The following is a 24,899-nucleotide window of genomic DNA, read 5'->3' as shown; positions in this document are numbered from 1 at the left end:
ACGGTTATTCAAAAACGCGGTTAATAACGACATTTTCCGCGTCGTCTTCACTTATAGGCCCGACACTAACGCTCTCCAGGTCTCCAAACAGGTCCCCCGGCTGAGGCGTTGCCTGCCCTGAAGGGGAAACACGCACCATCAGACGTGCTTCGCGGACCTGGGATATCTGTGCCTGGGGCGACATGGCGACACTATCATCCAGCACAACGGTGATGGGTAGCTCCGATACCTGGGCACGTACCACGGCCAGAGGTGGCAGTTCCCCTTCCGTATCACGAGCAGTAATAAATACCGCCGCATTCTCATCGACACTGCCAGACAGTGACTCATCCAGAGAGACCGTTACTCTTACGCCCTGGCTTTGGGCAGCCTCGACGTTAGCGGTTTCCGGCTCAATACCGAGCCGCTCCTGGGCAACGCGAATGCCATCACGCAGCGAAGAGGCGGTATTCGGATCCTCAATATTGGCTACCGCTCGGCGCCAACGGTCTATGGCAACTTCATAATCACCGTTATCAAAAGCGTGAATACCCAGCAAGCCAAGCACCGTCGGCTGACGGGGATCTTTCTCTAAGGTTTCATCCACCAGCGCCTGAACATCTGGCGTTAGTTCTCGCTCAGCCATAAAAAAGCGCAGTTGGGCCAGTTGGGCGAGTAACGGAGGAATACGGCCATCTATTTCAATCAAACGCTCCAGCGCATGAGCGGCCTTTTCCGACTGCCCCGTGTCACGATAGAGCGGAAAAAGCGAACTCCACACATTGGGGTTATTAGGCTGTCGTTCAGCTTCAGCCTCCAGACGTTCAAGATACATGGCAAGTGAACCATCGGGGTCGTTTCTGACTTCCTGCTGTATCGCATAAAGCGTTAAATCCCCCTCTGCGCCCTGCTGCTGATACCAAAACACACTGACCACGACCACAGCCACCATGAGCAGGGGCACGATGAGCTTACCAGCAGAGGCTGCTTTTAGCGGATGTCTGGCTTGGACTACTGTATCCTCCAGCAAGCTGCGCTCAAGCTCCAGGCGGTCTTCCTTAAAGCGCTCGTCGTCAATGTCTCCCCGCTCACGGGCGGCTTCCAAAGAAGCTAAACGACGCTTGAATATCGCCACATTCTGCTCAGCAGACGTATCGTTTGTTTCGAAATGGTATTGCTGATTATGCAGCAAACGGGCGCCTCGCATAGGGGCTATCAGCAACCATAAGGCAGGTAATAACAGCAGGGCTATCGCAATCCAGAGCGGTGTCATGAAGACCTCTCGCGGTTGATCAGGGCATCCAGGCGGGCGCGCTCTTCGGCCGTCAGGGCTTTGGCAGATGCATTACGGCGGGCGCGCACCATCAGCACCACCACTATCACCCCTACCAGCACCAGACCAATGGGCAGCCCCCACAGCAGGTAGGTACGGTTTTCCAGGCGGGGGTTATAAAGGATGTAATCCCCAAACCGTTGCACCATGTGATCGACAATCTCGATATCCGACTGGCCATCCTGTAGCAGTTGATAAACACGCTCTCGCATATCAGCGGAAATCGGTGCATCAGAATCATCAATTGCCTGATTTTCACACAGTGGGCAGCGCATAGAGGCCGTTAAGTCCCGATAGCGCTTCTCCATCACCGGGTCATCAAACTCTCTCACTTCAATGCCCCCCGCGATAGCACCCCCTGAAAACATCAACAGCAAGAGCACTGATAGCGTACGAACTAACGCCATTTTTCCACCTCCGGCAAAATATGTTCGCGAACATCTTCAGGCGATACATAGCCTTTATGGTGATAGCGAATAACACCGTCGGCATCTACCAGAAAGGTTTCTGGCGCTCCATAAACCCCCAGCTCAAAGCCTAAATCGCCTTCAGGGTCAAAGATGTTAATTTCAAAGGGATCACCAAACTCGCTCAGGAATTCCAACCCTTTCTCACGGGTATCCCGGTAATTAATACCCACCATGCGAATGCCCCGGTCGGCGAGTTCCAGCAGTTGTGGCATTTCCTGTTTACAGGCAGGGCACCACTCGCCCCAGACGTTAACCAGGGTAACTTCGCCGGTTAGCAGTGTCTGATCCACCTGACGGTTGGCATCACGCAACGTACTGGCTTCAAAAGCGGGAAACTCCCGCGCCATGAGCGCCGAGTCCCTGTCAGAAGGATTGCGACCCAAGCCCTGATAAAGAAACAGGGCAATGCCGATAAAGCCAACCGGCAGCAGTAAAAGCAGTAGGCGTCGCGTCATGCCGTTGCCTCCTTCACTGCCGCCTGGGTGGTACCGGCTGAGGATGATTGACGCGCAATGGCGCGGCGGTAACGCTTATCGATAACAGCCAGAACTCCACCCAGCGCCATCAGTAAACCACCCAACCATAACCAGCGTACAAAGGGTTTGTACTGGATACGCATGGCGTAACTATCGTCCCCCAGATCCTCCCCCATGGCGACATACAGATCGCGGAACAGCCCTGGGCGCAGGGCCACTTGGGTCATTGGCATTCCTGTGGCGAGATACAGCCGTTTCTCAGGGTGCATGACAAAGCTGCGCCCCGACTCCCCCCGCTGTACCTGAATCACTGAGGTATCGGCCAGAAAGTTTGGCCCACGACGGCTGGTAAGCTCCGTCATGGTGAACTGGTAGCCAGCCACCTCTACCGTAGTACCCGGCGACATACGGACATTGCGCTCGATATTGTAGTTGGAGACGATTGCCACCCCCACGATTGTCACTGCGATACCCACATGGCCGAGCACCATGCCCCAGTATGCCAGTGAGAGCTTACGAAGCCCTGCCAGAAATGAGCTGGCGTGGCGTGTTTTGTCGAATACATCACGCACCATGGGCAACACTATCCACAGCGCAGAAATAATGCCTAAGGCGACCCACAGATCCCACTCGCCGCTATACAGCAGTGGCACCGCACCACCAAGCACCAGCGCCACAGCCCCTGACACCCATAACTTGCGGGTCAACTCACTGGCCGCCATGCTTTTCCAGCGGGCGATGGGCCCCAAGCCCATAAACATGCACATCACCACCGTGAGCGGCACAAAGAGAGCATTAAAGTACGGGGGGCCGACACTGATTTTACCCAGCCCCAGCGAATCCAGAACCAGTGGATAAACCGTTCCTAGCAGCACAGTAACGGTCATGATCACTAACAGAATATTGTTAATCAGCAACAGTGAGTCCCTGGACAGCCAGTTAAAGCCTACTTTGTGACTCACCCGTGGGGCTCGCAACGCAAATACCAGTAACGAAAGCGTCACGGTAATCGCCAGCAGCATAAGAATGAAAAAGCCGCGTGATGGGTCGTTGGCAAACGCATGGACTGACGTTAGCACTCCTGAGCGCACCAGGAAGGTACCCATCAGTGAGAGCGAGAAGGTGGATATTGCCAGCAGTACGGACCAACTCTTGAATGAGCCACGCTTTTCCGTAACGGCCAGAGAGTGCATCAGGGCAGTCCCTGTCAACCAGGGAAGCAAGGACGCGTTTTCAACCGGGTCCCAAAACCACCAGCCCCCCCAGCCAAGCTCATAGTAGGCCCACCAACTTCCCAATGCGATGCCTACGGTAAGAAATGCCCAGGCCACGTTAGTCCAGGGGCGCGCCCAACGGGTCCAGGCTGAGTCCAGCCGCCCCCCCAGCAGCGCCGCAATGGCAAACGCAAATACCACTGAAAACCCCACATATCCCATGTACAACATCGGGGGATGCACAATCAGCCCAAAGTCCTGAAGCAATGGGTTCAGGTCAGCACCATCCTGGGGCATATTTGGCAACAGACGTTCAAACGGGTTGGAGGTCAGCAAAATAAAGAGCAGGAAACCCACGCATACCATGCCCATGATGCCCTGTACCCGCGCCACCATGTCACGGGGCAAATCACCGGAGAAAACCGAGGCCACATAGCCCCAGCCAGCCAGCATCAGACTCCACAGCAGCACAGAGCCCTCGTGGTTTCCCCACACAGCACTGAATTTGTAGTACCAGGGCAGCAGTGAGTTAGAGTTATTCGCCACGTTGGCCACGCTGAAGTCATCCAGCATGTAGCTGGTGGTCAGGCAGAGATAGGCAATGGCAACAAACAAAAACTGTCCCGCTGCCATTGGACGACCGTAAGCCATCCAGAGTGGCCGCCGCGTGGCAGCACCCGCTAGCGGCATAATAGCCTGCACTATCGCCATCAGCAGGGCGATAATGAGGGCAAAGTGGCCAATTTCAGGAATCATCTTAATGAACATGTGCGCTCCAAGTTAGCACTGGGCAAAACAGCATGCTGCGCAGTTGGCAGCCTGAGCGGTTAGTATTCGCTAGCTTGTGGAACACCTTCCTGCTCCAGGCGCGCGCCAACCTTGGCCGCCTTTGCCTGGAAATCAGCCGGAGAGTACCCTGCCTCCTCCAGCGCCTGGGCTACCTCAGGTGGCATATAATTTTCATCGTGACGAGCAAGCACCTGATCGGCACGGAAACGCCCATCTGCCTGCAACTCTCCCACCACCACGACACCTTGCCCTTCCCGGAAAAGGTCAGGAAGAATACCGCTGTAGTAAACCTCTAAATCATCCACATAGTCAGTGACCTCAAAAGTAACATCGAGGCTTTCCCGATCCCGGGACACCGATCCCTCTTTCACCATGCCACCGGCCCGGATCTGGCGTTCCACTGGCGCATCCCCTTGAGCAATCTGTACCGGACTAAAAAACAGATTGATATTTGAGCGCAGCGCGTACAGGGTTAATCCAACGGCAATGGCCGTTAATGAAACCAACCCCAAAATGACAAAGAGTTTCTGTTTACGTTTAGGCGTCATCACGAACGTCTCCTTGAGCAGGTGTAACCGGTGCCTGCGCTGTACGGTGCGAGTAGTTACTGGCTTGCTGTTTTTCGCGGCGAGCACGGCGCTTCAGGCCACGAAGCAACTGACGGCGTTCCAGCCGTGCATGCCACACAATCACGATTATTAACAGCGCAGTAACGCCCCAGGCGGCCCATACATAGGGTCCATGACCACCCATGGCGAGAAATTCATTAAGCGAGGAAAAAGCCATCAGCGCGCCTCCCCAACCAATTCACGCACCCAGCGCTTATTGGCTTCACGGCGCAGAATCTCACTGCGCGTACGCATGAGGATTAGCGCGATAAAAAAACTGTAAAACCCCAGCACCATGATCAACAGCGGTGCCCACATTTCCATTGGCATGGCCGCACGGCCGGTAATCGAAAAAGTGGCAGGCTGATGCAGCGTGTACCACCAGTCAACAGAGTATTTAATAATCGGAATATTAATCACGCCGACCATCGCCAGGACCGAGGCGGCACGGGAACCACTATCGCGGCTACTAAAAGCACCACGGAGCGCGATGACACCAAGGTATAAAAACAACAGAATCAGCATGGATGTCAGTCGTGCATCCCACATCCACCAGGTGCCCCAGGTGGGTACGCCCCATACCGCTCCGGAAAACAGTGCCACGAAAGTCATCGCCGCCCCTAAGGGAGCCATCACCGAAGCCGCCATATCAGCAACCTTGATTTTCCATACCATAAACACCAGCCCAGCGATGGCCATGGACACAAAAATGGATTGGGCTAAAAAGGCAGCAGGGACATGTACGTATATAATGCGAAAGCTATTACCCTGCTGGTAGTCTGCAGGTGCAAACGCCAACCCCCAGAGCGTGCCTGTGACCAGAAGCAGAGTGGCCGCCCCCCAAAACCAGGGCTGTAGCTTGGCACTAATACTGTAGAACCACTTGGGTGATCCCAATTTATGAATAAAGGCCCACATGGTGTTCCCATCCTTAACCGTTAATGCTGATGCGCAGAGAGGCGGCAATGGCCCAGGGAGCCAACATCAGGGCAACTGCCAGCAAGGCACCTAAAATTGCCAGGTGAGCCATCACCCCATCGCCCATGATCGCGGCCTGTACCGCTCCTGCGCCAAAAATTAGTATTGGAATATAAAGCGGCAGTACCAGCAGCGACAGCAGTACCCCTCCCCGGGCTAACCCTACAGTTAGCGCTGCGCCGATGGCACCTATTAAACTCAGACTGGCCGTGCCTACTGCTAATGAAAGGGCCAACACAGCATAGCTGCCCGCCGGCAACGACAGCATAATGCCCAATACAGGCGCCATCAGAGCTAACGGCAAGCCAGTCAGCAGCCAGTGGACAGCTACTTTTGCCAACCCCAGCGCAGCCAGCGGCTGCGGTGCCAGCAACAACTGTTCCAGGCTACCATCCTCATAGTCACTGCGGAACAGGCTATCCAGAGAGAGTAACGCCGCCAGCAGTGCAGCTACCCATAGCAAACCCGGCGCAATAGCCGCCAATAACTCTGGGTCTGGTGAAATGCCAATCGGAAAGAGCGTAATAACCAGAGCAAAAAACACCAGCGGATTAAGCACCTCACCACGCCGCCTGAGCATTAGCGTTAAATCGCGCTTTAGCGTGGCGTTAAGCGCAACAACAAGCCCCCCCTTCGGGTCATGCATGGACATTACCGGGGCATCAATGGTGGCATTTGAGCTATGCAACGCTATCTCCTTCTACCCCAACTGCACTCTTCTGAGCACTGGTGAAGCGGTTAACTCATGATGCGTGGTAACGAGTACACATCCCCCTGCATTGGCATGCGCGACCAATTGCGCTTCCAGCGCCCCTACGCCATGGCGGTCAATCGCCGTGAAAGGTTCATCCAGTACCCACAATGCCCGTTGAGTAAGCGTTAGTCTTGCCAATGCGATACGCCGCTGCTGACCGGCGGAGAGTTGCCCGGCAGGCACGTCTTCAAACCCACTGAGTCCAACGTGGGCCAAGGCTTCCTCCCGTGCTGACTCCGAGCCTTGCTCACCACTAAGCGCCTGATACCAAGCAAGATTTTCTAAAGGGGTAAGGCCTGCTTTAACCCCGGGGGCATGCCCTAAATAGAGCAGGTTAGCGAGAAAATGTTCACGCACCTCATGCATCGGCGCGCCCCCCCAATAAAGCTCGCCGTGATAGTCACTCAGTTGACCCGAAAGAATTTTTAACAGCGTCGTCTTACCACTGCCATTGGGCCCTTCAATACGTACAATCTCGCCGCTGTGGATATCAAGATCGAGCCCCTCAAACAACCAACGGTCATCACGTTCACAGGCCAGTTGTCGGGCTTGTAGGCACAGGCTCAAAAGTCTCTCCAGGCACAATGATTTTGCGTCGAACTCTACACGGAAAGGCAGTTACCTGCCAGTCACACTCTGCGGTCTTGGGTCGCAGCATGACTCACATCAATAACCTCGGTCAGCCCCCGAGCACCGGGCAAGGTAAATTCAGCACTGGCACTGTATGCAAAAACAGGCTTATACTACAACCACTGTATGAAAAAACACCTCAGTATATAAACACAGTTTGATAATCTACCACACGCCTAGGGAGCGGGCGCTGCATTGGAGAATACAGAATGACAATGTCGATGCCAGCATCACGACAGCACCATAACGTAACGCTACACGCAGCACCTGTGCCGGTAACTGCACCAGCAGCCCGTCCCCATGCCACCCAGCATATGACACGTCGCAACACCTATGCGCTTAAAGTTCGCGGCGATCGGATGCGTGACAGCAACCTCTTTGATGGCGATGTTATTATTATCCGTCGTTACCAGCATGATACTCAGCAGGAAACGGCTATGGTCACTATCAATCAGCGCGAAATCGCTTTAAAGCAGCTATCGATTAGTCGGCTAGGCATACATTTATGGCCCGAAGATGCAGCGACTCCTGCACTATTCCTGCATAATTGTGATATTCAGGTGTTAGGGATGGTAATGGGCATTGAGCACCACCCCACCCCCTCCCTGCACCATTAAGTTATGCCCGTATCATCACATTGGAGCACTGATTGCGTTATCGAGTCCCCCGCTTATCCACAATGGAACGGCATACTGCTGATATCGAGGTTGAAAAAAGCCTATTCCTCGCCTGGGTATGCCATGCTCCCGACAAAGCCGCCTTCGACGCGTTATTGAGCGCTGCCAAAGCGGCCCATCCCAATGCAAGCCACCACTGTACGGCTTTTATTGCTGGCCCGCCTGGAGAACAAACGCTGATTGGCTTTTCAGATGACGGAGAGCCGGGAGGAACAGCAGGTCGGCCCATGTTTCAGGCTCTTTTGGGTAGTCGCCTTGGAGAAGTCGGCTGTGTAGTGATCCGGTATTTTGGCGGCACCAAATTAGGCACTGGCGGCCTTGCTCGCGCTTATGCCCAGGCTGTCAATGCAGCGCTTGAGACGCTGCCCACCCGGGAGGTAGTGGAAAGAGACAGCTACCTGCTGAGTATCGGCTTTGCCCAGGAAGCGTTAGTACGCACCTGGTGTGATGAACAACATATCCCCATTCTCCAAGCAGATTACGATGGCAAAGGCGCATGTTTAACCATCGGCTGGCCCAGTGACTGTGCGCTTGATCTGACTGCGTTGGAAAACCGTCTTAAAATGTCCATCAACATTGCAAAAGCCTAATAAAAAAGCGCGGCTTACACGAGCACCCGCTCGGTAAGCCGCGCTTTGACTGCGGAATCTTCACGCTCAGCTCAGGTACTTAATCATCACCCCCGCCGCCACAGCCGACCCGATAACGCCTGCTACATTGGGGCCCATCGCATGCATCAGCAGAAAGTTGTGGGGGTTAGACTCAAGCCCTACTTTATTAGCCACTCGCGCTGCCATGGGCACTGCCGATACCCCTGCCGCTCCAATGAGTGGATTAATAGGCATGCGGCTCACCAGGTTCATCAGTTTTGCCATCAAAACGCCTGCGGCAGTGCCAATACCAAAAGCGACGATCCCCAGCCCCAAAATACCCAGCGTTTCAAACGCCAGAAAGCTCTCAGCCATTAGTTTTGAGCCCACCGACAAGCCAAGAATAATCGTTACAATATTGATCAGTGCATTTTGAGCGGTATCCGACAAACGCTCAACCACACCGCACTCACGCATCAGGTTACCGAAGCAGAACATGCCCAACAGTGGCGCCGCATCAGGCAGGAAGAGTGCCACCAGAATTAACAGCATCAGCGGGAAAACAATTTTCTCCAGCTTCGATACCGGACGCAGCTGTATCATTGCGATCTGGCGCTCTTTCTCGGTAGTCAATAAACGCATTATGGGGGGCTGAATCAGCGGCACCAACGCCATATAGGCGTAGGCAGCCACCGCAATAGCACCCAGCAGCTCAGGCGCCAGCATACTCGACACATAAATGGATGTCGGCCCATCGGCACCACCAATAATACCAATAGCAGCTGCCTGATTAAGTGAGAAGTCCATCAAGCCCATGGAAGTTAACCCAACGGCACCAAACAGAGTGGCAAAGATACCAAACTGGGCGGCCGCCCCCAGGAATAGCGTGCGGGGATTTGCCAGCAGAGGGCCAAAATCTGTCATGGCCCCCACCCCCATAAAGATAATCAACGGGGCAATACCTGAGGCAATGGCTACACGGTAAAAGCTGTAGAGCATGCCATCGCCATAGCCAACGTTAATGGCGATATCCTTGGCAGCACGCAACTGGTCGGGCGCTGCCGCATCGTGGGCAATGACTTTCAAAGACTCCCGCCATGCCTCCACACCTGCCAACGGGTCAAGCGTTGCTCCTAATGCTGCTGCCAACTGCTGCAGCACTGCAGGCCTTGCCACTTCAATCGCTTGATCAAGCGCTGAAATGGCAAGCCCGGCTTCAGGAATGTTGGCAAGGATGCCGCCAAAACCAATTGGTACCAGTAACAGCGGTTCAAATTTCTTATAAATGGCGAGGTAAAGCAGCAATAACCCCACCATGATCATTACCGCCTGGCCAAGCTCAAGGTTATATAGCCCCGAGCCTTCCCATAGGGTGATTAATTTTTCCATTACCGAATGCCCTTAAAGCTCGATCAGCGAATCGCCTACGGCTACGCTGTCGCCCTCGCTGACGTTGACCTTAGACACGGTACCGGCACTGCTGGCGCGCACTTCGGTTTCCATTTTCATGGCTTCCAGAATAATCACGACATCACCTTCGGCCACCTGATCACCCGGGCGCACATTCACTTTAAAGATATTGCCAGCCAATGGAGCATTAATGCTTTCGCCACTACTGACAACGCTGGCGTCCGCTTCCTGCGCCGTGGTGGCCTGCTCCTGCACCGCACCAATATCGCCACCTTCCGATACTTCCACAACATACGCCTTGCCGTTGAGCTTGACGGTATAGGTTTCCGGACCACCAGCGGCCACAGCCGCTTTGGTGGCAGCTTGCACAGGTAGCTGGGCCTGTTTAGCCTGAGGCTCTGGCTCAAAGGCATCCGGATTATCGCGATTTTTCAGAAACTTCAGACCAATTTGCGGGAATAGAGCGTAGGTCAGCACATCATCCACCTCCCGCTTATCATCAGCGAGGCGAATGCTCTCGGCACTGGCTTTTTCTCTCAGCTCGGCAGCCAGTTTGTCCATTTCAGGTGAGAGATTATCTGCAGGACGACAAGTAATCGGCTCACCGCCCTCCAGCACGCGCTTTTGCAGCTCGCCGTTGAAAGGAGCAGGCGCAGAACCGTACTCACCTTTCAGCAGCGCCTGGACTTCCTTGGAAATCGACTTGTAGCGCTCCCCCATCATGACGTTCATCACCGCTTGGGTTCCTACAATTTGCGATGTTGGTGTCACCAGCGGTATAAAGCCCAAATCTTCACGCACCCGGGGAATCTCGCCAAGTACATCATCCAGCTTGTCGCCCGCACCCTGCTCCTTTAGCTGACCTTCCATATTGGTCAGCATGCCGCCAGGCACCTGAGCGATCAGAATGCGCGAATCAATGCCGCGTAGAGAGCCCTCAAAATCAGCGTACTTTTTACGCACCTCGCGGAAGTAACCAGCAATATCTTCCAACAGCTCAAGATCCAGACCAGTATCCCGGCTGGTGTCTTTCAGCATGGCCACGACCGATTCAGTGGGACTGTGACCATACGTCATCGACATGGAGGAAATTGCGGTATCGACGTTATCGATACCGGCCTCTACCGCCTTGAGTATCGTCGACGTGGACAAGCCAGTTGTCGCGTGGCAGTGCAGGTGAACCGGAATGGATAGCTCTTTTTTCAGGCGTGTCACCAGATCATACGCCGTGTACGGCGTCAGAAGCCCCGCCATATCCTTGATAGCCAACGAGTCAGCGCCCATTGCCGCAATGGTATTCGCAAGATCTACCCAGCTATCCAGGGTATGTACCGGACTCACCGTATAAGAGATCGTCCCCTGGGCGTGCCCCCCCACCTGACGAACGGCTTTAATTGCACGCTCAAGGTTGCGCGGATCGTTCATGGCGTCAAACACACGGAACACATCAACGCCATTGTTTTTGGCACGCTCAACGAATTTATCAACCACATCATCAGCATAGTGGCGATAGCCGAGCAGGTTCTGGCCCCGCAACAACATCGCCTGAGGCGTATTCGGCATCGCTTCTTTCAATGCACGAATACGCTCCCACGGGTCCTCCCCCAAATAGCGAATGCAAGCATCAAACGTAGCGCCCCCCCAGGTTTCTATAGACCAGTAGCCGACTTTATCGAGTTTTTCGGCAATGGGCAGCATGTCGTCCAGACGAAGTCGTGTGGCAAACAGCGATTGATGGGCGTCGCGAAGGACAACATCAGTGATTCCCAGAGGACGTTTTGTTTCATTCATGGTCGTGGCTCACAGTTCGTATGTTATAAATTTGTAGTAAATTTAGCAAAAAAGACTATCGATAGGATGGAAAATTAGCTACAAAAAAGCAGGTTATTGGCGGCGCGAGGAACGGTAACGATGCACTGCAGCACTAATCACGGCCATCACCTCGTCACTCTGGCCAGTTATTGCAGGGGATTTCACACTGTTCCTGCCAACAGGCGCTGCTGGAGGAGTTGGCTGGAAGCGGTCAATCAGTTTTGACATCAGCACAACACTGATCACCAAAACCGTAAGAAAAACAAACACAAACCCCATACCCAATCCCATAAGAGCCAGCCCCTCATGGAGCAACTCCATATCCTGCATACCGCATTCTCCTTGTTCGCAATGTTTATCGGTACACCAATAGCCTCTAAAGTCGCTTGGCGCAGTGAGGGTAATACACTAACCTGCCACATCCAGAATAGATTGCAATGGCGCCATAGTGGAAGTCATGGTTGTTAATTTACTACAAGCCGGTAAAATTGGCCTAGCCCCCATGGAAGGCGTTATTGACGCCCTCACACGCGACTTACTCACCCGTCAGGCCGGTTTCGACTGGTCAGTTACCGAGTTTGTCCGAGTCGTGGATACGCGACTGCCAGCACGCGTGTTTTATAAGCACTGCCCAGAACTCACTGATCGCACCGTTGCAACGCCCAGTGGCGTGCCGGTTCACTTGCAACTTTTAGGCTCAGACCCACGGGCCCTGGCAGAAAATGCCCGTCAGGCACTCGCACTGGGCGCCCTCAGTATCGACTTGAATTTTGGCTGCCCTGCCAAGCTGGTTAATCGCCATGATGGTGGTGCATCGCTATTACGCCAACCTGAACGCGTCTATCAGACTGTTAAGGCTGTCGCAGACGCTCTTAATGGTGCAATACCAGTCACAGCAAAAATACGCCTCGGCTTCTCTAACCGACGACTGGCTATTGCCTGCGCCCAAGCGACTCAAGCCGGAGGTGCCGCGCGCCTGGTAGTGCATGGCCGCACACGGGATGAAGGATATCGCCCACCGGCACACTGGGAGTGGATAGGAAAGGTACGCCATCAGGTATCCATTCCTGTCGTGGCCAACGGTGATATTTGGACACTGGAAGATTACTGGAAAGCACGCACGCTTTCTGGCTGCCACGATGTCATGCTTGGACGCAGTGCACTTGCCGACCCTTGGCTTGCGCCCCGTATACGCCACTGGCAGCGCACTGGTGAGCGACTTGCTGAAACCACCTGGGAGATGCGGGCCAACGTACTTAACGAGTACGCGGCACTTCAACGCCAACACCTGCCGGATCGGGTCGTGGTCTCTCTGGTCAAACAGTGGCTGGCTCAGATGCGCCAGGGCAATAGCGAAGCTGACCAGCATTTTCAGCGGCTGAAACGCCTGACCGATCTCGACATATTACTCAACAACCTGCTTACCCACGCGGCATAACGGTAGACCACCCCAGCGACACTCTCCCACCGTTGTCATGACAAAAAAAGCGCCCTACCGACGAAATACGGGGGCGCTTGACACGATCGCAAAACCAAAGCGCGAGCCACTTTGATCAGGCTAGGAAACAGAAAACCCGCTCTCATTGGAGAGCGGGTTCTTAAATTCTGGCGCGCCCGGGAGGATTCGAACCTCCGACCACCTGATTCGTAGTCAGGTACTCTATCCAGCTGAGCTACGGGCGCTTAGTAGATATGTTATTTCATCTAACTGATGAAAAACATTTTAACATCAAGCACTTCTGATTAAAAGATGGCGCGCCCGGGAGGATTCGAACCTCCGACCACCTGATTCGTAGTCAGGTACTCTATCCAGCTGAGCTACGGGCGCTTATCTTATCGCATTACCAGTAATTGCATTACTGCAATGCTAAATTACTGCTCGATATTATGCAGTTGGCGGAGAGAGAGGGATTCGAACCCTCGATAGGGCTATAAACCCTATACTCCCTTAGCAGGGGAGCGCCTTCAGCCACTCGGCCACCTCTCCTCAACGGCACGGCGCGAATATTACCGATTATGACAACTGGTGTCCAGTCCTCCTCCGATTTTTTTTCGCGCCAACCGGACGTTACCGCTTAAACACCCCTTAATGGGCGTGGCGTTAGCAGCCATTTACTCAGCTTCGCTTTCGCTATTACGTTCACGCTGAATGCGCTGATAGATCTCTTCACGGTGAACCGCAACATCTTTAGGCGCATTGACACCAATACGGACTTGATTACCTTTCACACCCAACACTGTGACGGTGATTTCATCACCAATCATCAGCGTTTCGCCAACACGGCGGGTTAGGATGAGCATGGCTGATCTCCTTCTCAGACGTTTTATACAACGGGATGTGTCCGCCAGAGGCGATACCACGCTATTATGCGGCATGGCACCGCTCATCACCAATGGCTCTGGCTCCATGACACCTTAACCTCCCGTTGAAAGAAAGCTCACCACCACACGGCAGCAAGTACCCCTTCAGCGTAGAAGGTTTAAGGCACAATTGTTATTCAGACTCGATATCTGCCTTATCCAGGCCAAATGCCTTGTGTAAGGCATTCACCGCCAGTTCCATATGTTTTTCATCAATGACCACGGAGATTTTAATCTCAGAGGTAGAAACCATGCGGATATTCACATTTTCATCGGCCAAAACACGGAACATTTTAGAGGCAACACCTGCATGAGAGCGCATTCCCACACCCACCAGCGACACCTTGGCAATATTATCATCACCGCGCAACTCGCCACCGCCTAAATCAGGAATCACGCTCTCTTCGAGCAGTTTTTTGGTTGCCTTATAATCACCTTTGGCAACAGTAAAGGTGAAGTCAGTGTAGTCACCTGCCGGGGCAACATTCTGGACGATCATATCAACTTCGATATTCGCGTCGGCGATAGGGCCAAGAATACGCGATGCAACACCAGGAACATCGGGCGTGTTCAAAAGGGTGAGCTTGGCTTCATTTTTGGTAAAAGCGATACCGGAGATCAGCGGTTCTTCCATAGAGTCCTCGTCTTGGTCTGCATCTGCAACAATCAGGGTGCCAGGGCCTTCTTCAAAGCTCGACAACACCCGCAAGGGTACGTTGTACTTGCCTGCAAACTCCACAGCGCGAATTTGCAACACTTTGGAGCCCAGGCTGGCGAGTTCAAGCATTTCTTCGACAGTGATGCTTTCAAGGCGCTGAGCCTTTGAACAAACGCGAGGGTCAGTGGTGTAAACACCGTCCACATCGGTATAGATTTGACATTCGTCAGCACCTAGTGCCGCTGCCAGCGCGACACCCGTTGTGTCAGAACCTCCGCGCCCCAGCGTGGTAATGTTGCCGTTCTCATCAACTCCCTGGAAGCCCGCCACTACAACCACTTTGCCAGCATCCAGGTCAGTTTTAAGGTCGTCGGTTTCAATACGCTGAATACGCGCCTTGGTATAAGCGCTATCCGTATGAATACCTACTTGGGCACCCGTGTGAGACGTGGCAGACACACCGATCTGCTGTAGTGCCATTGCCAGCAGTGAAATAGTGACCTGCTCGCCGGTAGACAGCAGCATATCCATTTCACGTGGTGCAGGATCTTCGTTCAGTGCATGGGCCATGTCGGTCAAACGATTGGTCTCACCGCTCATCGCGGAGACCACCACCACGACCTGGTGACCTTGGTCGCGAAAGTCCTTGACCTTTTCCGCCACGGCCTTGATACGGTCGACAGAGCCCACCGAAGTACCGCCGAACTTCTGTACGTATAGTGCCATATGCCGTTTTTCCTATTCGTTCGGGAATGGAGGGTGAATGTTGTTCTTGCGATTTAGCAAAAGGCCGGTAGCAAATAATGCCACCGGCCTTCGTGTTTAGTTCAGCGTGCTTTTCAGCCAAGCAGGAACGCTGCTTAACGCATCCGGCAGAGCATCAGGTTGGCTACCTCCCGCTTGTGCCATATCAGGGCGGCCTCCACCTTTTCCGCCCACCTGTGAGGCAACGTGATTAACGAGTTCTCCCGCCTTGACCCGGCCAGTCAGATCCTGGGTAACCCCAGCGATCAGACTGACTTTCCCAGCAGCTTTATCCACTGTGCCCAGCATAATAACCCCTGAGCCCAGCTTATTTTTCAGCTGATCAAGTACGCCACGCAGATCCTTGCCAGAAACACCTTCAAGCTGAGTGACCAGCAGCTTAACACCATGCACCTCCTGTACCTGGCTAAGCATGTCACTACCAGCAGCGCTGGCTAGCTTAGCTTTAAGCTGCTCCAACTCTTTTTCGAGGGTACGGTTACGCTCGACCAGCGACTCAACCCGCGCTTCTACCTGCTCAGGTTTGGTTTTCAATCGCTCACCCAGTCGCTGCAAGCGGGCTTCCTGTTCATTAAAGTAGGTTAGTGCATTCTCACCAGTGATCGCTTCAATACGGCGCACACCGGAGGCGATACCCACTTCGCTAATAATATGACAACAGCCAATGTCACCACTTCGTATTACGTGGGTACCACCACACAGCTCAATCGAGAAGTCATCCGCACCAATCGTTAGCACGCGCACATTCTCGGCATATTTTGCTTCAAACAGTGCAGCAGCCCCTTTGGCTTTTGCCTGCTCCAGGCTCATTTGCTCGATTTTCGTCGGCGCATTGGCAAGTATCTGCTCATTGACCAGCCGTTCAACTTCCGCCAGTTGTTCAGTGGTCATCGGTTCAAAATGGCTAAAGTCAAAGCGTAGGCGTTCCGCATTGACCAACGACCCCTTTTGCTGAACGTGGTCGCCCAATACCATGCGCAGCGCTTTGTGCAGCAAGTGGGTCGCGGAGTGATTACGAATTGTTGCTGCTCGCAGGCTTGCATCCACCTCGCCACGCACATTTGCTCCAACATTGAGCGTGCCTTCCACCATCACCCCCTGGTGGAGGTGATGACCTCTCTGCTTCTGGGTATCCGTCACCTGGAACCGGCCGCCACTGACGTGCAGGTAACCGGTATCACCTACCTGTCCACCTGACTCGCCATAAAACGGAGTGCGGTCAAGCACAACGGTACCCTTTTGCCCCGCTTCCAGCGCCGCCAGTGCATTACCCTCACCATCCACAATGGCCGTAACAGTCGCCTCGTCTTCAAGGTGGTCATAACCGGTAAAACTGGTTTCCCCCTCCAACTCAATGGCAGCACTGTAGTCAGCACCAAACTGGCTGGCGGAACGGGCACGCTCACGCTGAGCTTCCAGTTCCCGCTGGAACCCCTCTTCATCCAGGGATACTTCCCGCTCGCGGCACACATCCGCAGTCAAGTCATAGGGAAAGCCGTAAGTATCGTAGAGCTTGAACACGGTTTCACCGGGTAGTACATCGCCTTCAAGCTCTTTAAGGACGGCGTTCAGTAGTCCCATACCGTGATCCAGTGTACGCGCAAACTGCTCTTCCTCTTTCAGTAATACACGGGCGATCTGTTCGCTGGCTTCGCGAAGCTCGGGGTAGGCGCCCCCCATTTCAGCATCCAGCGCGGCAACCAGTTTATGGAAGAACGGTTCAGAGGCACCCAGCTTGTGCCCATGGCGGATCGCCCGGCGAATAATCCGACGCAGCACGTAACCGCGGCCTTCATTTGATGGAAGCACACCGTCGGCAATCAGGAAGGCGCAGGAGCGAATATGGTCAGCAATAACACGCAGTGATGGTGTCGTGGTGTCGGCATATCCTGTCGCCTTGGCAGCGGCTTGCAGCAGGTTCTGAAACAGGTCGATTTCATAATTGGAGTGCACGCCCTGCATAACAGCCGCCACACGTTCCAATCCCATGCCAGTATCAATAGAAGGCTTGGGTAAAGGGTGCAGCGTTCCCGAGGCATCACGGTCAAACTGCATGAATACGAGATTCCATACCTCGATATAGCGGTCACCGTCTTCCTCTGGGCTTCCTGGCGGGCCTCCCCACACCTCTGGGCCATGATCAAAGAAAATCTCGGAGCTAGGGCCACAGGGGCCGGTATCGCCCATCTGCCAGAAGTTATCTTCGTCCAGCCTGGAGAAACGCTCAGGGTCAACACCAATCTCATCTTTCCAGATGCGTTCGGCTTCATCGTCACTGACATGCACCGTCACCCAGAGCTTCTCTTTGGGCAGACCCAGCGTTTCAGTCAGAAACGTCCAGGCAAAGCGGATGGCATCACGCTTAAAATAATCGCCAAAACTAAAGTTACCCAGCATTTCGAAAAAGGTGTGGTGGCGCGCAGTATAGCCAACGTTATCCAGGTCGTTATGCTTACCGCCGGCACGCACACAGCGCTGGGCAGAGGTCGCTCGCACATAAGGACGCGGGTCACGACCCAGGAACACATCCTTGAACGGCACCATGCCTGCGTTGGTAAACAGCAGTGTCGGGTCATTACCCGGCACCAGAGAGCTGGTAGGCACAACAGTGTGTCCCCGCTCTTCAAAAAAGGATAAAAAAGCCTGTCTGATCTCTGCGCTTTTCATAGGGTATCCGTGACAAGAAAGCGTGATGCCCCAGGGCGCTGTCGTCGCCACCCACTGGGGATGCAAAGGGTCTATTATAACGTAGTTGTCAAACGACTAAAGCCGCAGTTAGTGGCAGAATGCGAAACGGCTGAAGAGAACCTGAAGAAGAGGCGGTTGGCAGGACAGTCCTGAGTGGGTTAATAGACAGTCCTGAGCTAATTGACAGCAGCCCTGAGCGGTTGGATAAAAAGCCCTGAGCAAACTTATAAGCAGGATAGCGCGTAGCGGATTTGCTCAAAATCAAAGCCGCGAGCGGCAAGAAAGCGCTCGCGCTTGGCACGCTCTTTGGGGCTATCACCCGAAGAGGAAAAGCGCCGTGCCAGTGTGTCACGGGCAAGCTCAAACCAATCCACGGATTCACACTCTGCCACAGCAGCAAGCGCTTCCGTTACTGTCCCTTGATCCACTCCCCGCTGACGTAGCTCGCCTCGGATACGGATGACACCCTGCCCACGTGCAATGCGCGAACGCACAAAACTTTCCGCCATGCGGGCATCTGACTGTACGTCCTGCTCAATCAACTCATCCAGACAGGCAGTGATATCGTCATCGTCAAAGGATTTCTGGTGCAGTTTACGCGCCAGCTCGGCACGCGAATACTCGCGCCGGGCCAGCAGCTGAATAGCGACATCACGCGGCGTGGCCTCACTTGTGGCAAACATGAGGCTCACTCAGCGTTTGGGGCATCAACAGCATCCCAAGCAGCTCACAGCAGATCATCATCACCATCAAGAGCTACATCAGTTGCAGGCGCTTCCTCTTTCTTCGGGTCAGGTTTGGCAAGTAACTGAGCACGGATCTGAGACTCAATTTCTTCCATAATGTCCGGGTGCTCTTCCAGGTACTGCGCTGCATTCGCCTTGCCCTGGCCAATCTTACTGCCTTTGTAGCTGTACCATGCACCTGCTTTATCCACCAGGTTACACTGTACCCCCAGGTCGATGACTTCGCCTGCGTGATAAATACCTTTGCCGTACAGAATTTGGAACTCAGCCTGACGAAAAGGCGGTGCCACTTTGTTTTTAACCACTTTCACACGGGTTTCATTACCAGTGACCTCATCCCCCGACTTCACTGAGCCAGTGCGGCGAATATCCAGGCGCACGCTGGCGTAGAACTTAAGCGCGTTACCACCGGTAGTGGTTTCAGGGCTACCAAACATGACCCCGATCTTCATACGGATCTGGTTGATGAAAACGACCAGACAGTTGGCGTTCTTGATATTACCGGTAATTTTGCGCAGTGCCTGGGACATTAAGCGTGCTTGCAGGCCAACGTGAGAGTCCCCCATCTCGCCTTCAATTTCAGCCCGGGGGGTTAGCGCCGCCACAGAGTCAATGATAATCACATCCACACCACCGGAACGCACCAGCATGTCGGTGATTTCCAGTGCCTGTTCACCCGTATCCGGCTGGGATACCAACAGGTCATCCAGATTGACGCCCAGTTTCTCGGCATAGCTTGGATCCAGCGCGTGCTCAGCATCCACGAAGGCACACACCTTGCCCTGTTTTTGCGCCTGAGCAATCACAGAGAGTGTTAGCGTGGTTTTACCCGATGATTCAGGGCCGAAGATTTCCACCACCCGGCCAAACGGTAGCCCACCAATACCAAGTGCAATATCCAGCCCAAGCGAACCAGTAGAGACTGACGGCATTACAACGCGGGGCGCATCACCCAGGCGCATCACCGTGCCTTTACCGAACTGACGATCAATCTGGCTGAGTGCAGCGTTGAGTGCCTTAGTGCGGTTGTCATCCTGAGCCATTCAGAAATTCCTCGTAACAAGCTGTATAATTAGCCAGTAGTATGCCAAAGATTGGCGGCTAAACAAATCCTCAGCGCTATATTTAATGATTATTTATTTTCGCTGTTTTTAGCTTGGGTGGTTAAACGAGCCACTAACCCTGCCAGCGACTCGCGCACCGCCTGTTCACGCACTTCCTGACGGCCACCAGGAAAGTGAAAGCATTCGGCCTGTTGATGTTCGGCATTACCCCAGGCCAGCCATACGGTGCCCACAGGCTTGTCCACCGTTCCGCCACCGGGTCCCGCCACGCCGCTAACGGCCACGCCCAACTGTGCCCCACTGTCACGGCAGGCACCGGCCACCATGGCCCGGACCACGTCACCGCTAACGGCACCCTGTTCCGCCAACGTGTTTTCCGGTACCCCGAGCAGCCGAGTCTTGGCGGCATTAGAATAGGTAACGTATCCAATCTCGAAGTAGTCCGAGCTACCGGACACCGATGTGATGGCACTGGCCACGCCTCCCCCGGTACAGGATTCAGCAACGGTAAGCGTCACACCACGCTCACGACAGTATCGACCAAGACGCTCGGCCAGGGTGCTCAGATCGGGATTGGCTAGAATGGAAGCACTATGGGCCATGGAAATACTCCTCGAAACTGTTCGCGCTATGTTTATCCATCATACCACCTCTCCGCCTGTTGACTCTTTCGCGACAGCTGGAGCCTACACCCGCCCTCGCACCTCGCGGGCAGTATTCGGGCGCCCCTGACACCCGCCCTGCACTGCGGTAAATTGCCGCATTTCCTGCGATGTCGGTCGCAGTCTGTTTTCCAACGCTTTAGGATTGAATCTCATTATCGAAAACGTAGGAGGGGTTACACCATGCTTCGCTGGATTGCCGTCGCTTTACTACTCTTGGCCAGTTCTTCGGCTCTCGCCGCCGAGTGCGAAGTGGATATTGCTGCCACCGACCAGATGACCTTCGATACCGACGCCATTGAGATCAGCAAGAGCTGTGACACCTTCACCGTCAATTTGACACATGAAGGCACCATGCCCGTGAGCTCAATGGGGCACAACTGGGTATTGGCCAAGGAGAGCGAGGTAAATGACCTCGCTACTGCTGCCATCACTGCCGGGGCCGACCAAGGCTACCTGCCGCCCGACGATGAGCGCGTCATCGCCCATACCGATATGATCGGTGGTGGTGAAAGTACCTCGGTCACCTTCGACGTGGCCAAGCTACAAGAAGACGAGGAATATCTCTTCTTCTGTAGCTTCCCAGGACACTCCATGATGATGCGTGGCAGCGTAACCCTGGTCGACTGACCGGCAACAATCACCTACTATCAGGGAGCGCCCGGCCGCTCCCTGACTTATATCATCAGATTACCGTTCCTACCCTAACAACGCGATATTTCCCCTCTATCCTTCTTGTGCCGCCTGCCGAAACCACCCGGTCAGTTCCCGGCCCACTCCTAATCATGGCATGGCGCCGCCGCCAACGCTCCACCGAAAACCCCACTGACACCGCCGCGCAAAAGCGCGGAGTTTTGCGTAGAATATCGCCTTTGCCTACGATGCGCTGAAGCTACCAAGGTCGCACCCGGCGCATCATCTCAACCGACGCAACACCACGGGATCACCATGAGCCAGGCCAATCCTTCTCACACCCCGATGATGCAGCAGTTCCTGACAATCAAGCGCGAACACCCTGACGTGCTGCTGTTCTACCGCATGGGCGATTTCTACGAGCTATTCTTCGACGATGCCAAGCGCGCTGCTGCACTGCTGGATATTACCCTGACCCAGCGCGGCCAGTCAGGTGGCAAGCCCATCCCCATGGCAGGTGTGCCCTACCACAGCGCAGAAGGCTATTTAGCCCGCCTGGTAGCCGGGGGCGAATCGGTGGCCATTTGCGAGCAAATTGGCGACCCGGCTACCAGCAAAGGCCCGGTGGAGCGTCAGGTAGTGCGTATCGTGACGCCCGGCACACTGCACGATGAAGCCTTGCTGGATGCTCGCCGCGATAACGTACTGGTGTCCGTAGCTCCGGGCAAAGAGAGCTGGGGCCTGGCATGGCTAGAGCTTTCCAGCGGCCGCTTCAACGTGCTGGAAGTGGAAAGTGAAGCCGAAATGCTGGCGGAGCTGACCCGCCTCTCCCCTGCCGAGTTATTGGTCCCCGAAAGCCTGACACTGCCCGACACCTGGTCACAGAAGCGCAGCCTGCGCCGCCAGGGGGAGTGGCTGTTTGATTTGGAAAGCGCTACGCGTAGCCTGTGCGACCAGTTTGAAGTTAAAGACCTGCGTGGCTTTGGCTGCGCACATTTGACCACGGCGTTGATAGCGGCGGGCGTACTGATTGATTACGCCCGCGATACCCAACGCTCGCGCCTGCCTCATGTCACCGCGATCAGTGTGGAGAACCGCGATGATGCGGTGGTGATTGATGCGGCAAGTCGACGCAATCTTGAAATCGATATCAATCTGGCGGGCGGCAGCGACAATACCCTGGCCAGCGTGCTGGACACCTGCACCACCGCCATGGGCTCACGGCTGTTAAAACGCTGGCTAAACCGCCCGCTGCGCCAAAGGGATATCGTGGAACGGCGTCAGGCAGGTGTTGCGCTACTATCCATTGATGCAGCCTATATGGCTCTGCGTGAAACCCTGGGCGATGTTGGCGATGTGGAACGCATTCTTGCCCGGGTGGCACTGTATAGTGCTCGACCACGGGACCTGGCACGCCTACGTGACGCCTTGGCCACCCTGCCAACGCTTGAGCAATTGCTGGGCGATATTGACAGCGGCAGCGCCCTGGATAGCCTTAAGCCACACATCCGCCCCTATCCCGAGATGGCCGACACGTTAACCCGTGCACTCGTAGAGAATCCGCCGGTCGTTATACGTGATGGCGGTGTCATCGCCGAGGGCTTTGACGCCGAGCTGGATGAACACCGTGGTATGGCCGAAAATGCCGGTGACTATCTGGTTCAACTTGAGCTACGGGAGCGCGAGCGCACCGGCCTTGCTAATCTAAAGGTGGGCTACAACCGTGTGCATGGCTACTTTATTGAGCTGCCGCGCTCCCAGGCACAGCAGGCTCCCGCTGACTACATTCGCCGCCAAACGTTAAAAAATGCCGAACGCTTTATCATTCCAGAGCTGAAAGAGTTCGAAGATAAGGCACTATCCGCCAAGTCTCGCGCGCTTACCCGGGAAAAGTGGCTATATGACCGCCTGCTCGGGGAGCTGAATGCGATTCTGCATGCGCTACAGAATACCTCCCGGGCACTGGCTGAACTTGACGTTTTATGCGCCTTTGCGGAACGAGCTGACGCGCTTAACTGGGTACGCCCCCTGCTGAGTGATGCTACCGGCATTGCCATTGTTGCGGGTCGTCATCCGGTAGTGGAGCATGTAAGTGACAAACCGTTTGTGCCCAACGATGTCACACTGAATCCCAAACAGCATATGTTGATTATTACTGGCCCCAATATGGGCGGTAAATCAACTTATATGCGTCAAACCGCTCTTATTGCCCTGCTGGCCCATAGTGGTAGCTTTGTGCCCGCCGATGGCGCTGAAATAGGCTCCATTGATCGTATTTTTACGCGTATTGGCTCTTCGGACGATCTGGCTGGCGGACGCTCAACGTTTATGGTGGAAATGACGGAAACCGCCAATATTCTGCATAACGCCACTGAACACAGCCTGGTATTAATGGATGAAATTGGCCGGGGCACCAGCACCTTTGACGGCCTCTCCCTTGCCTGGGCCAGTGCCGAGCATCTGGCAACCACGCGTGCTTTAACGCTGTTCGCCACACACTACTTTGAAATGACCGCACTCCCTGACCAAGTGGAAGGTGTTGCCAATATCCACCTGACAGCTACCGAACATGGCGACAGCATAGTCTTTATGCATCGTATTGAGGCGGGCCCAGCCAGCCAGAGCTATGGCTTACAGGTAGCACAGTTAGCCGGTGTACCCACCCATGTTATTGCCCGCGCACGAGACAAACTGGTGGCGCTGGAACAGCGCGATGTTGACCAACAGCCGCTGCGCCCCATTTCTGCCACTGGCGTGGCCCCGCCTCAGCAAAATGACTTATTCGCAAGCGCCCCGCACCCTGTCGTTGAAGCGCTCGAAAACGCTGATGTGGATGGTTTAACGCCCAGGGAGGCCCTGACACTGCTATATCAATGGCGCGAACTGCTGTAATCGCAGGCCTTAGCTGCATGTGACGCTTGCCGCGGGATAAGGGCACCTCTAGAATGTCGCCCATACTTTTTTAGCTTATAAAAAACGGCTGATTTATAACCATTCACGATTGACCATGACCGGGAACGCTCTCGGTCCTGCAAGAGGGATAGCAAGATGACGTTTGTCGTTACCGAGAACTGCATCCAATGCAAATATACCGACTGTGTAGAAGTCTGCCCGGTCGACTGCTTCTATGAAGGCCCCAATTTTCTGGTAATTCATCCAGACGAGTGCATCGACTGCGCGCTGTGTGAGCCGGAATGCCCCGCTGAGGCGATATTTTCAGAAGATGAACTGCCCGAGGGCCAAGAGCAGTTTATTGAGATTAACGCGGAGCTGGCCGACGTATGGCCCAATATCTCTGAGAAAAAGGATCCGCTTCCGGATGCCAAAGAGTGGGATGGGAAAACAGGCAAGCTTGAGAAACTGGAGCGTTAACTTCCCCTGTCCGTAATCACCTACCTCAAAACCAGCCCAAGCGCTGGTTTTTTATTATCGGCTCCGGTTACTTTGGCACTCTTCCTCGCGCCCTGTGGCGCACGCCTCGGCGATAGTGTCACGGGTCGCGTAGGTGTCCAGCCCAACCCCTACGGCACTGCCGATACTGGTGAGTTTGGCGGCCAGCCCCACGCGCGTTATCGCTTCGGACACTGAGGGTATCTCAAACT

The 24,899-nt window shown here is 54.5% G+C and carries 24 protein-coding genes and 3 tRNA genes; 6 read left to right on the top strand and 21 right to left on the bottom strand.

The features are described from left to right. Window positions 1-4: 4 nt before the first annotated feature. The 9 genes from ccmI to ccmA are packed head-to-tail and all read right to left on the bottom strand — an operon-like array spanning window position 5 to window position 7,168. A complete protein-coding gene (gene ccmI / locus HP566_RS06900) occupies window positions 5-1,252 on the bottom strand; it encodes a c-type cytochrome biogenesis protein CcmI (protein ID WP_249976525.1) in 1,248 nt (415 codons plus the stop codon). Then, entirely contained in the window at window positions 1,249-1,719 is a 471-nt protein-coding gene (locus HP566_RS06895) for a cytochrome c-type biogenesis protein (protein WP_249976524.1), read from the bottom strand. The genes ccmI and HP566_RS06895 overlap by 4 nt, the downstream gene beginning before the upstream one ends. Next, window positions 1,710-2,237: a DsbE family thiol:disulfide interchange protein gene (locus tag HP566_RS06890; RefSeq protein WP_249976523.1), complete on the bottom strand. Its 528-nt coding sequence runs from the start codon at window positions 2,235-2,237 to the stop codon at window positions 1,710-1,712. The genes HP566_RS06895 and HP566_RS06890 overlap by 10 nt, the downstream gene beginning before the upstream one ends. Beyond that, complete coding sequence (locus tag HP566_RS06885; RefSeq protein ID WP_284041351.1) at window positions 2,234-4,240, bottom strand: heme lyase CcmF/NrfE family subunit; 2,007 nt, start codon at window positions 4,238-4,240, stop codon at window positions 2,234-2,236. The genes HP566_RS06890 and HP566_RS06885 overlap by 4 nt, the downstream gene beginning before the upstream one ends. A 59-nt stretch (window positions 4,241-4,299) precedes the next feature. Continuing rightward, window positions 4,300-4,809, bottom strand: coding sequence for a cytochrome c maturation protein CcmE (ccmE, locus tag HP566_RS06880; protein WP_249976522.1), 510 nt, complete (start codon window positions 4,807-4,809; stop codon window positions 4,300-4,302). Continuing rightward, a complete protein-coding gene (gene ccmD, locus HP566_RS06875; protein ID WP_249976521.1) occupies window positions 4,799-5,047 on the bottom strand; it encodes a heme exporter protein CcmD in 249 nt (82 codons plus the stop codon). The genes ccmE and ccmD overlap by 11 nt, the downstream gene beginning before the upstream one ends. Beyond that, entirely contained in the window at window positions 5,047-5,787 is a 741-nt protein-coding gene (locus HP566_RS06870; RefSeq protein ID WP_249976520.1) for a heme ABC transporter permease, read from the bottom strand. Before HP566_RS06870 ends, ccmD begins: the two co-directional genes overlap by 1 nt. Before the next feature lie 13 nt (window positions 5,788-5,800). After that, a complete protein-coding gene (gene ccmB / locus HP566_RS06865; RefSeq protein ID WP_249976566.1) occupies window positions 5,801-6,499 on the bottom strand; it encodes a heme exporter protein CcmB in 699 nt (232 codons plus the stop codon). A 48-nt stretch (window positions 6,500-6,547) separates the two neighbouring features. After that, the gene (gene ccmA, locus HP566_RS06860; protein WP_249976519.1) at window positions 6,548-7,168 is read right to left on the bottom strand and encodes a cytochrome c biogenesis heme-transporting ATPase CcmA; all 621 of its coding nucleotides are present in this window, start codon (window positions 7,166-7,168) and stop codon (window positions 6,548-6,550) included. A 272-nt stretch (window positions 7,169-7,440) separates the two neighbouring features. Here ccmA and HP566_RS06855 point away from each other — a divergent pair, with 272 nt between their 5' ends. Next, window positions 7,441-7,848, top strand: coding sequence for a LexA family protein (locus tag HP566_RS06855; RefSeq protein ID WP_249976518.1), 408 nt, complete (start codon window positions 7,441-7,443; stop codon window positions 7,846-7,848). 32 nt (window positions 7,849-7,880) lie between these two features. Beyond that, window positions 7,881-8,498, top strand: a complete 618-nt coding sequence (locus HP566_RS06850) for an IMPACT family protein (protein WP_249976517.1) — start codon at window positions 7,881-7,883, stop codon at window positions 8,496-8,498. A gap of 66 nt (window positions 8,499-8,564) precedes the next feature. Here HP566_RS06850 and HP566_RS06845 read toward each other — a convergent pair whose 3' ends face one another. From HP566_RS06845 to HP566_RS06835, 3 genes are all read right to left on the bottom strand, one after another. Then, entirely contained in the window at window positions 8,565-9,887 is a 1,323-nt protein-coding gene (locus tag HP566_RS06845) for a sodium ion-translocating decarboxylase subunit beta (protein ID WP_249976516.1), read from the bottom strand. 12 nt (window positions 9,888-9,899) lie between these two features. Continuing rightward, complete coding sequence (gene oadA, locus HP566_RS06840; RefSeq protein WP_249976515.1) at window positions 9,900-11,699, bottom strand: sodium-extruding oxaloacetate decarboxylase subunit alpha; 1,800 nt, start codon at window positions 11,697-11,699, stop codon at window positions 9,900-9,902. A gap of 93 nt (window positions 11,700-11,792) precedes the next feature. Further along, window positions 11,793-12,050: an OadG family protein gene (locus HP566_RS06835; protein ID WP_249976514.1), complete on the bottom strand. Its 258-nt coding sequence runs from the start codon at window positions 12,048-12,050 to the stop codon at window positions 11,793-11,795. Between the two features lie 127 nt (window positions 12,051-12,177). On the opposite strand from HP566_RS06835, the gene HP566_RS06830 reads away from it, so the two are divergent. Then, window positions 12,178-13,158 carry a tRNA dihydrouridine synthase gene (locus HP566_RS06830; protein ID WP_249976513.1) on the top strand — a complete coding sequence of 327 codons (981 nt, stop codon included), beginning with the start codon at window positions 12,178-12,180 and terminating at the stop codon, window positions 13,156-13,158. 168 nt (window positions 13,159-13,326) lie between these two features. Here the strand turns inward: HP566_RS06830 and HP566_RS06825 are convergent. The 9 genes from HP566_RS06825 to HP566_RS06785 form a co-directional block, all read right to left on the bottom strand. Beyond that, window positions 13,327-13,403, bottom strand: a tRNA-Arg gene (locus tag HP566_RS06825). Between the two features lie 68 nt (window positions 13,404-13,471). Continuing rightward, window positions 13,472-13,548: transfer RNA gene (locus tag HP566_RS06820), tRNA-Arg, on the bottom strand. A 66-nt stretch (window positions 13,549-13,614) separates the two neighbouring features. Continuing rightward, window positions 13,615-13,707: transfer RNA gene (locus HP566_RS06815), tRNA-Ser, on the bottom strand. 125 nt (window positions 13,708-13,832) lie between these two features. Continuing rightward, window positions 13,833-14,021, bottom strand: coding sequence for a carbon storage regulator CsrA (gene csrA / locus HP566_RS06810; protein WP_039180068.1), 189 nt, complete (start codon window positions 14,019-14,021; stop codon window positions 13,833-13,835). 193 nt (window positions 14,022-14,214) lie between these two features. Further along, window positions 14,215-15,465: an aspartate kinase gene (locus HP566_RS06805; RefSeq protein WP_249976512.1), complete on the bottom strand. Its 1,251-nt coding sequence runs from the start codon at window positions 15,463-15,465 to the stop codon at window positions 14,215-14,217. Window positions 15,466-15,561: 96 nt separating this feature from the next. Continuing rightward, window positions 15,562-18,171 (bottom strand): alanine--tRNA ligase, encoded by a 2,610-nt coding sequence (alaS, locus tag HP566_RS06800; RefSeq protein WP_249976511.1) that lies wholly within the window; start codon window positions 18,169-18,171, stop codon window positions 15,562-15,564. Between the two features lie 245 nt (window positions 18,172-18,416). Next, entirely contained in the window at window positions 18,417-18,875 is a 459-nt protein-coding gene (locus HP566_RS06795; protein WP_249976510.1) for a regulatory protein RecX, read from the bottom strand. A 44-nt stretch (window positions 18,876-18,919) separates the two neighbouring features. After that, window positions 18,920-19,981, bottom strand: a complete 1,062-nt coding sequence (gene recA, locus HP566_RS06790) for a recombinase RecA (RefSeq protein WP_249976509.1) — start codon at window positions 19,979-19,981, stop codon at window positions 18,920-18,922. Between the two features lie 89 nt (window positions 19,982-20,070). Next, window positions 20,071-20,604, bottom strand: coding sequence for a CinA family protein (locus HP566_RS06785; RefSeq protein WP_249976508.1), 534 nt, complete (start codon window positions 20,602-20,604; stop codon window positions 20,071-20,073). A 243-nt stretch (window positions 20,605-20,847) separates the two neighbouring features. Here HP566_RS06785 and azu point away from each other — a divergent pair, with 243 nt between their 5' ends. The 3 genes from azu (at window position 20,848) to fdxA (ending at window position 24,669) form a co-directional block, all read left to right on the top strand. After that, complete coding sequence (gene azu, locus HP566_RS06780) at window positions 20,848-21,294, top strand: azurin (RefSeq protein ID WP_249976507.1); 447 nt, start codon at window positions 20,848-20,850, stop codon at window positions 21,292-21,294. A 318-nt stretch (window positions 21,295-21,612) separates the two neighbouring features. Continuing rightward, the gene (mutS, locus tag HP566_RS06775; protein ID WP_249976506.1) at window positions 21,613-24,189 is read left to right on the top strand and encodes a DNA mismatch repair protein MutS; all 2,577 of its coding nucleotides are present in this window, start codon (window positions 21,613-21,615) and stop codon (window positions 24,187-24,189) included. 156 nt (window positions 24,190-24,345) lie between these two features. Beyond that, window positions 24,346-24,669 (top strand): ferredoxin FdxA, encoded by a 324-nt coding sequence (gene fdxA / locus HP566_RS06770; protein WP_249976505.1) that lies wholly within the window; start codon window positions 24,346-24,348, stop codon window positions 24,667-24,669. The last annotated feature ends 230 nt before the right edge of the window (window positions 24,670-24,899 follow it).

The organism is Vreelandella olivaria (genome assembly GCF_023507745.1).
Taxonomy (GTDB): domain Bacteria; phylum Pseudomonadota; class Gammaproteobacteria; order Pseudomonadales; family Halomonadaceae; genus Vreelandella; species Vreelandella olivaria_A.
Note: the sequence above shows the minus strand (reverse complement) of the source record. Positions and strands in the feature narration are given on the sequence as shown.

Excerpts from the sequence above, each read along its gene's own strand:
- ccmI (WP_249976525.1), bottom strand. The coding sequence starts at position 1,252 with ATGACACCGCTCTGGATTGCGATAGCCCTGCTGTTATTACCTGCCTTA.
- HP566_RS06895 (WP_249976524.1), bottom strand. The coding sequence starts at position 1,719 with ATGGCGTTAGTTCGTACGCTATCAGTGCTCTTGCTGTTGATGTTTTCA.
- HP566_RS06890 (WP_249976523.1), bottom strand. The coding sequence starts at position 2,237 with ATGACGCGACGCCTACTGCTTTTACTGCTGCCGGTTGGCTTTATCGGC.
- HP566_RS06885 (WP_284041351.1), bottom strand. The coding sequence starts at position 4,240 with ATGTTCATTAAGATGATTCCTGAAATTGGCCACTTTGCCCTCATTATC.
- ccmE (WP_249976522.1), bottom strand. The coding sequence starts at position 4,809 with ATGACGCCTAAACGTAAACAGAAACTCTTTGTCATTTTGGGGTTGGTT.
- ccmD (WP_249976521.1), bottom strand. The coding sequence starts at position 5,047 with ATGGCTTTTTCCTCGCTTAATGAATTTCTCGCCATGGGTGGTCATGGA.
- HP566_RS06870 (WP_249976520.1), bottom strand. The coding sequence starts at position 5,787 with ATGTGGGCCTTTATTCATAAATTGGGATCACCCAAGTGGTTCTACAGT.
- ccmB (WP_249976566.1), bottom strand. The coding sequence starts at position 6,499 with ATGTCCATGCATGACCCGAAGGGGGGGCTTGTTGTTGCGCTTAACGCC.
- HP566_RS06855 (WP_249976518.1), top strand. The coding sequence starts at position 7,441 with ATGACAATGTCGATGCCAGCATCACGACAGCACCATAACGTAACGCTA.
- HP566_RS06845 (WP_249976516.1), bottom strand. The coding sequence starts at position 9,887 with ATGGAAAAATTAATCACCCTATGGGAAGGCTCGGGGCTATATAACCTT.
- oadA (WP_249976515.1), bottom strand. The coding sequence starts at position 11,699 with ATGAATGAAACAAAACGTCCTCTGGGAATCACTGATGTTGTCCTTCGC.
- HP566_RS06835 (WP_249976514.1), bottom strand. The coding sequence starts at position 12,050 with ATGCAGGATATGGAGTTGCTCCATGAGGGGCTGGCTCTTATGGGATTG.
- HP566_RS06830 (WP_249976513.1), top strand. The coding sequence starts at position 12,178 with ATGGTTGTTAATTTACTACAAGCCGGTAAAATTGGCCTAGCCCCCATG.
- csrA (WP_039180068.1), bottom strand. The coding sequence starts at position 14,021 with ATGCTCATCCTAACCCGCCGTGTTGGCGAAACGCTGATGATTGGTGAT.
- HP566_RS06805 (WP_249976512.1), bottom strand. The coding sequence starts at position 15,465 with ATGGCACTATACGTACAGAAGTTCGGCGGTACTTCGGTGGGCTCTGTC.
- alaS (WP_249976511.1), bottom strand. The coding sequence starts at position 18,171 with ATGAAAAGCGCAGAGATCAGACAGGCTTTTTTATCCTTTTTTGAAGAG.
- HP566_RS06795 (WP_249976510.1), bottom strand. The coding sequence starts at position 18,875 with ATGTTTGCCACAAGTGAGGCCACGCCGCGTGATGTCGCTATTCAGCTG.
- recA (WP_249976509.1), bottom strand. The coding sequence starts at position 19,981 with ATGGCTCAGGATGACAACCGCACTAAGGCACTCAACGCTGCACTCAGC.
- HP566_RS06785 (WP_249976508.1), bottom strand. The coding sequence starts at position 20,604 with ATGGCCCATAGTGCTTCCATTCTAGCCAATCCCGATCTGAGCACCCTG.
- azu (WP_249976507.1), top strand. The coding sequence starts at position 20,848 with ATGCTTCGCTGGATTGCCGTCGCTTTACTACTCTTGGCCAGTTCTTCG.
- mutS (WP_249976506.1), top strand. The coding sequence starts at position 21,613 with ATGAGCCAGGCCAATCCTTCTCACACCCCGATGATGCAGCAGTTCCTG.
- fdxA (WP_249976505.1), top strand. The coding sequence starts at position 24,346 with ATGACGTTTGTCGTTACCGAGAACTGCATCCAATGCAAATATACCGAC.